The organism is Bacteroidota bacterium (assembly GCA_016213405.1).
Lineage (GTDB): Bacteria > Bacteroidota > Bacteroidia > Palsa-948 > Palsa-948 > Palsa-948.
In genome coordinates this window covers 1-11,448 of record JACRAM010000031.1, presented here as the reverse complement: position 1 = coordinate 11,448, position 11,448 = coordinate 1, and the positions used below count along the sequence as shown (strand labels likewise).

The window sequence follows — 11,448 nt, the reverse complement described above, 5'->3', positions numbered from 1 at the left end:
GGCTCGGAAGGTTTCGGGGGGCATTGACAAAGTTGGCAATAGGGCTCGGAAGGTTTCGGGAGGCATTGACAAAGTTGGAAACAGGGCTCGGAAGGTTTCGGGGGGCATTGACAAAGTTGGCAATAGGGCTCGGAAGGTTTCGGGAGGCATTGACAAAGTTGGAAACAGGGCTCGGAAGGTTTCGGGTGGCATTGACAAAGTTGACAACAGGGCTCGAAAGATTTCGGGGGGTATTGACAAAGTTGGCAATAGGGCTCGGAAGGTTTCGGGAGGCATTGACAAAGTTGGAAACAGGGCTCGAAAAGTTTCGGGTGGCATTGACAAAGTTGACAACAGGGCTCGAAAGATTTCGGGGGGTATTGACAAAGTTGGAAAGGTAAAAACGCTTAATTTTTAACATACTAAATGCATCCCCAATAATAACATTTGCATTTGCCTATCCTTTTCATTCCTTTGCTGATTGATTTTTTAAATAGAGAACAAAACCTTGTGGCTGTATATTAGTACATTAGTACTCCCGATAACTATCGGAATAGTAATTTAGTAAATAGAAGGGCAACCAATCCTGACTTTTACGTCCTATATAATATGAATACCAAAGCCATTCTTCCCTGCCACGTGAAATGTTTATCCCAAAGGATATTCCTTTGGGACAAGGCATATTTCATCGTGGTCACAGCAGTTCTAACCTTATACCTTATACCTTATACCGCTATACCTTCTTTTGCTCAGGAAGCAAGCAGCAAAAACATAAGTTCAGTACGCATGGATGTGGCGCACAGTGGGCTGCATTGCCCGATATTAGGACCCCAGCTGAAAGAACAGATTGCCAAACTTGAAGGCGCAAAAAACATAAACATCAACAGCAAGGATAGTTATATTGAATTTGAGATACCCGCTGCAAACCTGCCTGCCGAGTCAGCGTTAATCAAAATGGCAAATGATTTAGGTTATCCGCGGGAGGATATTAAAGTAACTATTTCAAAAGCGGAAACAAAATAACCGTAATGGTTTACGGTCTACGGTTTACAGTTAACAACAAAAAACATCTGATGAAAAAGTTTTTATTACTTCTTCTGATAACCGTAAACTGGAAACTGGAAACCATAAACTGTTTTGCCCAGCAAACCTCCTATCAGGAAGTTTTTCCAATGCCGGATATGGACGGAGATATTTATGTCATTGAAACCTCCGATGGCGGATTTATCACTACCGGACAAGCAGAAAATATCGGTGCCGGCAGTTGCGATATTTATGTGTTTAAGAAAGACGCTTGCGGTAAATTGATATGGTTCAAAACGTATGGAGGAGGTGGTGGAGATGGCGGCACATGCATTCGCCAGACAACCGATGGCGGATACATAGTAAGCGGTTTATTCACCAACGGCTGTTGCTATGATGCCTCTCTCTTAAAGATAGATGGGAACGGAAATCTTCAATGGTTGCAAACCTACGGGGGAGGCGGAACGGAATATGGAATGTATGTTCAGCAGACCACCGATGGGGGCTATGTATTAACCGGTCATACCGATAGTTATGGTGCCGGAGCTGCCGATGTATATGTAGTTAAAACAAATAGTGCTGGCAATGTGCAGTGGGAAAAAACGTTTGGTGGAGCCGGAAATGAAATGGGTAGTTATATTGAACAAGCTTACGATGGGAGTTATATTATTTCGGGTGTAACAGATAGTTATGGTTCCGGAGGATATGACCTCATGCTGATTAAAATTGATACACTGGGAGCATTGCAATGGTCAAAAGTGTACGGAGGCGCTGGGAATGATGGGGACTGGTGGTTAGTGCGTGCCCCAATTACAAACGACAAGGGATATTTCATCTCTTCCTATACCGCCAATTATGGAGCAGGAGGAAAAGATATTTTTTTCATTAAGACCGATAGTGCAGGAAATGTACAATGGGCAAAAACGTATGGAGGAGGCGGGGAGGAGGAATCGCGCTTTGGATATCCTGCTTCAAACGGAGACCTTGTTTCAACAGGATATACTACCAGTTATGGTGCAGGCGGAAGAGATTATTACCTGCTTCTCACCGACAGTGCAGGCAATTTGAAATGGATGAAGACATACGGAGCCGCTGGCGATGAAAAAGCCATGGGCGTACAACCTACTTCGGATACCGGTTTTGTGATTTGTGGCAATACAAACTCTGCTGCCTTTGGAGCAATTTATTATGACATCTATTTTATAAAAACCGATAGCCTTGGAAATACTCCGTGTTATTCTGCTCCTGCAACACCGGTCGTTAGCGCTGTTTCCCCTGTTGTGGCATCCATAACCCCTGCCGTCACTTCACCGGTAGCAGTTACTGCCCCAATCCCATCAATTGCTAACTATAATCCTTCTCCAACTTACCTTTGTATTCAGTGCCGCATTAAATCCAGCTTTGACTATTGTAAGAATCAACTCGCCCTGACTTTCTACGATTCTACCTCTTGCATGCCAACAAATTGGTATTGGGATTTTGGAGACGGGCAAACAACCACATCGCAAAATCCTATACATACGTATAGCGTGGCAGGAACTTATACGGTTCAAATGATTGTGCTTGATAATACCATTGGTTGTGTAGATACCACCGCTCATGTCGTCACGGTTAATACAATACCCATTGCGCAATTCTCCTTTGTCAACAACGTTTGCGATGGAACACCTGTGCAGTTTACCGACCAGTCAAACGGCACCATAAGTTCCTGGCAGTGGGATTTCGGTGATGGCTTCTCTGATACCATTCAAAATCCATCTCATCTTTATTCTGCACCGGGCACATACAATGTGCAGCTTACCGTTGTGTATGATAGTGTTTATGGGTTTCCTTGTATTGATTCATTCACTATACCTGTTAACATACAGCCCATTCCTGTTCCTGCTTTCACAGCGCCAAATGTTTGCTTCAACAACCCTGCAATTTTTACCGACCAGTCAACCATCGCAAACGGAACAATCACTAATTGGAATTGGAATTTTGGCGATGGAACAGATACTCTTCTGCAGAATCCATCTCACACCTATAATACTTCTGGAACTTTTACCGTTACGCTCATCGTCACAAGCGCCTTCGGATGCACTGATACATTGCAACAACCAATTACAATTAATCCCCTTCCTGCTACTAATTTTTCTTCCACTACCGTATGCCTCGGCAATCCAACCTCTTTCACGGATGGCACAACTATTACTTCCGGAACTATCACCACATGGGGCTGGAATTTTGCCGACCCAAATTCCGGTCCGAATAATATTTCCAACTTGCAGAATCCCAGCCACACCTACACCGCAGCCGGAACGTTCATGGTAGTTCTTACCACAACTTCAGACAGCGGTTGCCAGACCACCACCATTCTTCCGGTTGTTGTCATGCCTCTGCCCGTTGCTGCTTTCACTGTTTCCAACGAATGCCTTAACTCGCCTACAGTTTTCACGGACCTTTCTTCCGTTCCAGCGGGAAACATCCTCCAGTGGGATTGGGCTTTTGGTGACGGCAACACTTCCAGCTTTCAAAACCCTTCGCATACCTATCTCGGCTACGGAACCTATATGGCAACGCTCATCGTTACTTCATCGGGTGGCTGCAAAGACACCATCACCGATACAGTTACGGTTTATCCCATCCCTGTTGTGAATTTTAAGGCAGACAGCGTTTGCCAGAACGATACCACTCCTTTCTATGACCTGTCTTTCATTCCTGCCGGAAGCATTACCGGCTGGAACTGGAATTTCGGAGACGGTAATTCTTCTTCGCTTCAGAATCCCACGCATGTGTACGCTTCTTCCGGAAACTATAACGTAACGCTCAGTTGCACTTCAAATAATAACTGCACAAGTTTGCTTGTGCTCTCTGTGGTGGTGTTTCCGCTGCCACTGGCTGAATTTTCTTACGATCCCGGTCCTAACGCTACGTTCACCGACCCCGTTCAGTTCAATGATTTATCCACCAACGCCAACATTGTCCAATGGTGGTGGAACTTTGGAGACAGCAATACGGCAGTGCTTCAATATCCCATTCATCTTTATTCCGATACAGGAATTTATTTGGTTACACTCGTTGTTGTATCAGACCACGGATGCATTGATACGATTCAGCATCCGATTCCTGTAAAGGATTTTACTTTTTACATTCCCAGCGCATTTACCCCGAATGCAGATGGCACCAATGAGTTTTTCTTTGGAGTGGGAATCGGCATCACCAACTACGAAATGTGGATTTTCGACCGCTGGGGAAATCTTATTTTCCAATGCAAGGTAAACGGGCTGCCTCAAACCCAGCCCTGCTGGTGGAACGGAAAAGTAAGAGGAGGAAATTCGAATAACATTGTGCAGGGAGATGTGTATGTCTGGAAAGTGAAATTTACCAGTGTGTTCAAAAAAGAATACAATTATATCGGCACGGTAACGGTGGTGAAGTAAAAAACTTGTAATTACTACCACTTTACAAAGATCATAAAGTGAGTTGCCCTAAATCCCTATAAAATGAAAACTGCCGTTTCTCATTCCCGTTATCAAGCCGAAAAAAATAAAGTGCTCGATGATTCGTATCGGGTAAGCAGCAATTTTTATCTGAGCGATAAAATTTTCAGAAACTATTTCAAGAGCCAGGTTTCTGTAAGCGGCCTAAAATATATGCACGATAAATTAGATTCACTTGGAAAAGAAGCCGCAGGAAAAATGAACGAGCTTTCTCTGCTTGCCGATAAATTTACTCCTGAATTAATAAAAAGAAATTCTCTCGGGGAAAACATCAATGAAATTCGATTTCATCCGTCATACGGGGAGTTGATGAAAATCGCAGTGAAGTCAGAAATGTTCCGTGTAAAATGGAATCCTGAGCTGAGAAATAAATTTGACGATGAAAAACAACGGCTTGGTTTTTCCGCAGGATATATTTATTCCATGAGCGAGTGCGGGCAATATTGCCCGCTGTGCATGACCGATGGCGTGGCGCGCCTGATTGATTTATTCTGCGATGAAGAAGACAAAAACCGCTTGCTGCCGCATATTTATACTGACAATGCCGGTGATTTTTTCACAGGAGCCATGTTTCTCACCGAAAAAACGGGCGGCTCTGATGTAGGAGCAAATATTTCCGTTGCCAATCATCAGGAAGAAAAAAAATATTTACTCAATGGAGAAAAATGGTTTTGCAGCAACGCAAATGCCGACTTGATCTTCGCATTGGCACGAACCGATTCAACCGTCAAAGGCACAAAAGGACTTTCTATTTTTTTAGTGGAAAAGCATTTGCCTTCTGGCGAAAGAAATCCGATTGACATTATCCGCATCAAAGACAAATTAGGCGTGCGCTCCATGGCTACGGCTGAATGTATACTCACCGATTCAGTCGGAAAATTAGTGGGAAATGAATTTGAAGGATTCAAGGTGATGACAGAAATGATAAATCTTTCACGCCTGTATAATTCAATGGCTGCGCTTGCATGCTCTCGAAGAGCGTTGATTGAGGCGTATCAGTTTTTAGCGCACAGAAAAACTTTCGGAAAGATTGCTCTTGAACATTCTTTGATCCGCACCAAGTTCACTGAATTGGGTGCATTGAATGTGGCTAATTTTTATCTGGTGTGGCGCGCCATCCGGTCACTTGATTTGGCTGATGCAGGAAATGAAAGAGAAAAAGAATTGTTCCGCTTTATTAATCCGCTCACCAAAAAATGGTCGGCTGAAACGGGTGTGTATATTACGAGAGAAAGCATGGAGCTGATGGGCGGAAACGGATACATTGAAGATTTTGTGATGCCCAAACTCATGCGCGATGTAATGGTGCTGCCTATTTGGGAAGGATCGGGAAACATTATTATTCTGGATATGCTGCGCGCCATGGCGAAATCAAAGGGCTTTGAAATTCTTTGTGAGGAAATTACCGAAAGCGCAAAAAGTAATTCTGAATTCGGCAGTTGGTTAAACGCAGAACTAATGCAACTAATTGCCTTCTCAGAAAAACTAAATGGTTTATCGCAGGATGAAAAAGAAGCGTCTGCTCAACTGTTTTTTGAAAAACTTACTTCACTCTATCAGATTTCACTACTGATTGATAATTTGAATGAAGAAAGCAAACAATGGATTTTACCATCCTTAAAATTCCTGAAAGAAAAATATCAGTCAACGGATGAATTGAAAGAAGTGAAACCGCTTTCGGCAGAGGAAGTGAAACAGTTAATTGCCTGGGAGTTTTGACGTTCTGTGTTAATCTGCGATACACCCCCCATATCCTGTCGCCTCCAAGGAAGCTTTTCCGTAGAAATTTACAGTTAGATGTGGTAAGATTGGATGCTTAGAATCCTAAGATATACAGGTAGTAAAACTTGCTTTTGGTATTTATCGGACTTTCCTTTACACAAGAAATCTCATTCAAAGAAAAAACCAACACCGTTCTCAAATGAAAAAAACTAATCTTCTTTTCTCAGCATTAGCACTCTCTTCATTCTTTGCGTTAGCGCAAAATGAGAAAATGGCTTCTCTCGCTGAACAGGAATACGCTTCTTATTTTCAGGAAGCCTATCAGCAGTATCCGAACATTCCTACAGGAGTGCTGGAAGCGGTGGCGTACACCAACTCACGCATGCATCACATCAGCCACAATGCAGGTGATTCTGAAAACTGCATGGGCATGCCCAATGCTTATGGGGTAATGGGTTTGGTGCTTGACGGCAAAAATTATTTCAGCAATAACCTTGTGCTGATTTCTAATCTTTCAGGAATTACAACTGATGCTATCATCAACGACCCTGAACAAAACATCCTTGCGTATGCAAGCGCGCTGGATGCAGTGATGAATTCTTCAACAAATAAAAAAGTTAACAGTATAGAAAATATTTCAGGTGCTTTGGCGATTCTGAGCGAACTTCCTCATAAAGATGTCAGTCAAAAATTTGCTCTCAACACACAATTATATTCTTATCTCACATTTTTGAATGATGCTTCGTTTCAAGCGCAGTATAATTTTCCTGATTACCATTTTGACTTGCAGAGTTTTTTCGGGGAAGAAAATTTCAGAGTATTGAGTTCGTCAAACGTCACGATTCAGGCGGATAAAATTTCGGATGCAAACGGAAATGCATTCAAGGGTGGTGATGTTATGCCAATGTCAACCGATTATCCGCCTGCTCTGTGGGTGGCTGCTGCTTCGTGCAACTACAGTTCGCGAACGGCATCGGTTACTGCTGTTGTGATTCATGATGTGGAGGGAAGTTATTCCAGTTGCATTTCCTGGTTTCAGAATTGCTCGGCAAGTGTTTCTGCACATTATGTAGTGAGAAGTTCTGACGGGCAAATTACCCAGATGGTTCTGGAATCTAAAAAAGCATGGCACGTGGGAAGCGAAAACGGATACACCATCGGCATCGAGCACGAAGGATATCAGGCGCAAACAGGATGGTACACAACGGCTATGTACACCGCTTCCGCTAATCTTGTGAAAGATATTTGCACCAGCGGTTACGGAATTAATCCCACTACTTGTTGGAACGGTCCTTCTTGCAGCGGTATTTGTGTGCTTTCTTCTTCTTATAAAATAAAAGGTCATCAGCATTATCCTAACCAAACGCACAATGACCCGGGACCCAACTGGAACTGGGGCACGTATTACGGTTTGATAAACAATACACCTCCTCCACCGCCTCCAACACCGCCAACGAATGATAATTGTTCAGCCGCAATTTCGCTTACTCCAAATACTACTTGCGTTTCAACTGCAGGAACTCTTGCAAATGCAACCACCAGCGGATTGGCAAAAGCAAGCTGCGATGTTTCCAGTTCATCCACATTAAAAGATGTTTGGTATAAGTTCACTGCAACGGCAACCACGCACACAATCACTTTAACTCCATCATCAGGATTGGATGCCGTGCTTTCACTGTATTCAGCTTGCAGCGGCACACAGCTCGGGTGTTCTGACAATGGCGGAGGTCCTGGCGGAGTGGAAAAAATTATAAAGACAGGATTGACTGTCGGCACTACTTACTATGCGCGCATTTATTCTTACGGATCTTCCATGCCTTCTACCACAACATTTAATATTTGTGTGACAGGAACTTCGGCTCCACCGCCTCCGGCAAACGACAACTGTGCGAATGCAGTTTCACTTACGCCAAACACATCCTGCGTAGTAACATCCGGAACGATTGCCAATGCAACTGTCAGCGGAATGACAAAAGCAAGCTGCGATGCTTCAAGCGCTTCTTCTCTGAAAGATGTGTGGTATAAATTTACAGCCACTGCATCAACACAAACAATCACATTAACTCCTTCTTCAGGATTGGACGCAGTGCTGTCATTATATACAACTTGCAGCGGTTCACAACTTGGATGTTCTGATAACGGAGGAGGTCCGGGCGGAACTGAAAAAATAAATGCATCAGCGCTTACTGTTGGCAATACATATTATGTGCGCATTTATTCTTATGGCTCTTCTATACCTACAACAACAACGTTTAATATCTGTGTAACATCTCCGTCCTCAAATCCTCCGCCTCCACCTCCGGTGGACTGCGCTAAAACGCTCAAGACAACTATTGAAGGATTCAATGTGTACCAGCACACCGCATCAGGAGCGATTATGTACAAAGCGAAAATGGCGATTGATGCCGATGGAAGTCCGCGCGCGTATGGTCCGAATAATTCAGGATTGGATTACACTGCCAATGCCGGCTCACCTGGTAACTGGTGGGGAGTTGTAACTGATAACAGCGGTAACCCGATTATTCAGGATTCATCAGACCCGTATCCGGGAATGTATGTCTCAACTACATCGCTGACAGACAATGCTTACTCTTCAACCAAAACACAGCACTACGTAAATTCAGAAGCGATACCATTTTTCGTTTTGCCTTCTGCGGTAACTGCATACGGAATTCATCTCGGTGATGTGGGATATGTTTACAACACAACCAACGGGCAGGGATGCTATGCGATTTTTGCCGATGGCGGTCCTTCCGGAAAATTAGGAGAAGGTTCTATTTACTTAGCGAATCAGCTCGGAATAAATTCAAATCCGAAAACAGGAGGAACTTCTTCCGGCATCATTGATTATATCGTTTTCCCGAATTCAGGATTGGGACAGGGAACTATTCCAACTGTTGCGCAGATAAATTCAATGGGCGCTGCCAAGCTGAATGCTGCTGGCGGAACCGGAATCACTTCCTGCCTGCCGCTTGCCCCGCCTCAAACAGTTGCTGAAAGAGAAGCGGAGAACAATGAACTGGAAAAAATTGTACCTGCGGAAGAAAATTCATTCATACTTTATCCGAACCCCTTTGACGGTGGAGCGCTGCACGGAAAATTCTCCGAAGCAGACAGCAGAATTATGTCCGTGAAAATTTATGACATGACCGGAAGGGAAATTTTTTCAAAGGAAGTTTCTGTAGAGAACGGAGAGTTCAGTTTGTCCTTCGATGAAAAACTGAAAACAGGAATGTACTTATTGGTCGGAACAACGAACGACAAACAGTACACAAAGAGAATCGTGGTGCAATAAGTTTGGCTTATCGGGTGAGGAAATCTATTGAATAATTATTTTTCCTTTCCCGATATTTTTTTCTTCCGAGCGAATCTCGTAAAAATAAATTCCATCCGGCAAATCGCCACGCTCCATTACGAATGATGAATTGCGAATGACGAATTGTTTAACTTCTCTTCCGAAAACATCAAAAAGTTTCATTCTTAATTCCTGTGACTTGTGACTTGTGATTTGAATGGTTGTTGATTCGCTGAAAGGATTTGGATAAATCATTACAGCATTTTCGTTTTTGTTCATAGGTAAAACTCCTAAAGCCCATAATTCATAAGCCCCAACATCAATCTGTAGATTGATTCGTGGATTACCTTCGTAGTCGGTTTCTCCTGCAGAAATTAAAGTTGAAGGGTCGCCCCCATCAATACATAAACTGGAAAATGAATGTAAGTCAGGCGCAGGCAAAGTTGCAGAAACAAAAGCAGGATCGCTGTAAAATGAATTCGCTTCCTGCCCTGTTCCTGATTTGTAAGATGAAAATGTTGAATAGTTAGTTCCCCGCCAATCAACAGAAATATTATTTGCATTGTTATTTGGAGTGAACCAGCAATTATAATTCAGCACATTGCTGGTTTGAGGAGAAATGTTCTCATTATACATGAACTTGTTTTGCGCGTTGGTGTAAAAAATATTATTGATGATACTGGAGTTCGACACTTTCGTCATATAAATTTCTCCGTTGCCGTTGTTGTTGGAATTGTTTTGAAAAAACGTGTTGTTGCGAATCGTAGTGTACCGAACCTGCCCTGTTGTTGCGGTGGTATAACCTCCAATGGAAAGCCCGCCTTCTTCATTATTATAGATAAGATTGTTTTTTACAGTGATGCTGTCAGAAGTTCCGTCTTCTTCACAGCCCACTTCAATGCCCCATCCGTTCTCATACGATTTGCATTTTTCAATAACGGTGTTCCATCCGCCATCCACATAAATTCCCGCGCTGGTTGCATAGCTTGAAACATTTCTGTAACATTCGCAATTGATGATGCTTCCGTTGCGAGCGTGGTCAACGGCTGGGTTGGAACTTACAAGATAATTTCCCGCTATGTCTATTCCTATGTTGGTGTTGTCGTGAATTTTGCAGTTTGAAATCGTAAATCCATCCACATTTCCATCCAGCGTCATGGCTTCACTGAAACCGAGAATGTTACTGTATGCTTCGCAGCTGTCAATTGTGATGTTGCCGATGGCGTTTGCCTGATTGTTTCCATATCCGTACGCAATGAACCCCTGCGAATTATTGCTTGGTCCCGGAATGGCGGCAGGATTATTTGTCCAGTTGATATGACGGATGATTATTTTTTTGAACGAAAGATTTTTTACGCTTCCTGTTGCAGAACATTCAACGGCAATTCCCTGCGCATCATTCACCGTTCGGTTTTGTATGACGAGATTCTGAAAGTTGAGATAACTTTTGTCAAGCATGTAAAGCATGGCAGTTCCGGTAGTGCCTGTTCCGTCAATATATACGGAATCATTCATATAATTTCTGAACGTGATTGGATTGCCGGCAGTTCCGCTCACATTTACATCAAGATTTTCATTGTAAGTTCCTCCTTTAATATAAACGATGCTGTTGGGTGTTGCATTATTGCAGGCGTTTTGAATGGTTTGCCATGCATTTACCAAACTTGTTCCGGTGTTGCCGTCATTTCCATTCGCGCCATCTACGAAATAATTTGTCTGGGAAAAACAAAGATTACATAGATGAAATAACAAGATTACACCGATGAGAATAATTTTTGTATTCATGGATATTATTTTAAAAAACAATATTAGACATTATTCAGATTAAGATGTTATATCCACCGTTTTCAACACAGAGTTCACAGAGTTTAATGAGTTTCACAGAGCAGAACTCTCTGTGTAACTCTCGTATGTTTGCGAAATTAAATAAACTAGTGCAACTAAAAG

Annotated in this window: 6 protein-coding genes; 5 read left to right on the top strand and 1 reads right to left on the bottom strand. The window is 42.9% G+C overall.

All coding sequences use genetic code 11. The features are described from left to right. From HY841_03620 to HY841_03600, 5 genes are all read left to right on the top strand, one after another. A partial coding sequence (locus HY841_03620) for a hypothetical protein (GenBank protein ID MBI4929826.1) occupies window positions 1–397 on the top strand: 397 nt, incomplete at its 5' end. A gap of 191 nt (window positions 398–588) precedes the next feature. After that, a complete protein-coding gene (locus HY841_03615) occupies window positions 589–1,002 on the top strand; it encodes a hypothetical protein (protein ID MBI4929825.1) in 414 nt (137 codons plus the stop codon). 50 nt (window positions 1,003–1,052) lie between these two features. Next, window positions 1,053–4,424: a PKD domain-containing protein gene (locus HY841_03610; protein ID MBI4929824.1), complete on the top strand. Its 3,372-nt coding sequence runs from the start codon at window positions 1,053–1,055 to the stop codon at window positions 4,422–4,424. Between the two features lie 63 nt (window positions 4,425–4,487). Beyond that, complete coding sequence (locus tag HY841_03605) at window positions 4,488–6,203, top strand: acyl-CoA dehydrogenase family protein (GenBank protein ID MBI4929823.1); 1,716 nt, start codon at window positions 4,488–4,490, stop codon at window positions 6,201–6,203. A 202-nt stretch (window positions 6,204–6,405) separates the two neighbouring features. Beyond that, window positions 6,406–9,501 (top strand): N-acetylmuramoyl-L-alanine amidase, encoded by a 3,096-nt coding sequence (locus tag HY841_03600; GenBank protein MBI4929822.1) that lies wholly within the window; start codon window positions 6,406–6,408, stop codon window positions 9,499–9,501. Window positions 9,502–9,525: 24 nt separating this feature from the next. Here HY841_03600 and HY841_03595 read toward each other — a convergent pair whose 3' ends face one another. After that, window positions 9,526–11,286, bottom strand: coding sequence for a T9SS type A sorting domain-containing protein (locus tag HY841_03595; protein MBI4929821.1), 1,761 nt, complete (start codon window positions 11,284–11,286; stop codon window positions 9,526–9,528). Window positions 11,287–11,448 lie beyond the last annotated feature (162 nt).

Excerpts from the sequence above, each read along its gene's own strand:
- HY841_03605 (MBI4929823.1), top strand. The coding sequence starts at position 4,488 with ATGAAAACTGCCGTTTCTCATTCCCGTTATCAAGCCGAAAAAAATAAA.
- HY841_03595 (MBI4929821.1), bottom strand. The coding sequence starts at position 11,286 with ATGAATACAAAAATTATTCTCATCGGTGTAATCTTGTTATTTCATCTA.
- HY841_03600 (MBI4929822.1), top strand. The coding sequence starts at position 6,406 with ATGAAAAAAACTAATCTTCTTTTCTCAGCATTAGCACTCTCTTCATTC.
- HY841_03610 (MBI4929824.1), top strand. The coding sequence starts at position 1,053 with ATGAAAAAGTTTTTATTACTTCTTCTGATAACCGTAAACTGGAAACTG.
- HY841_03615 (MBI4929825.1), top strand. The coding sequence starts at position 589 with ATGAATACCAAAGCCATTCTTCCCTGCCACGTGAAATGTTTATCCCAA.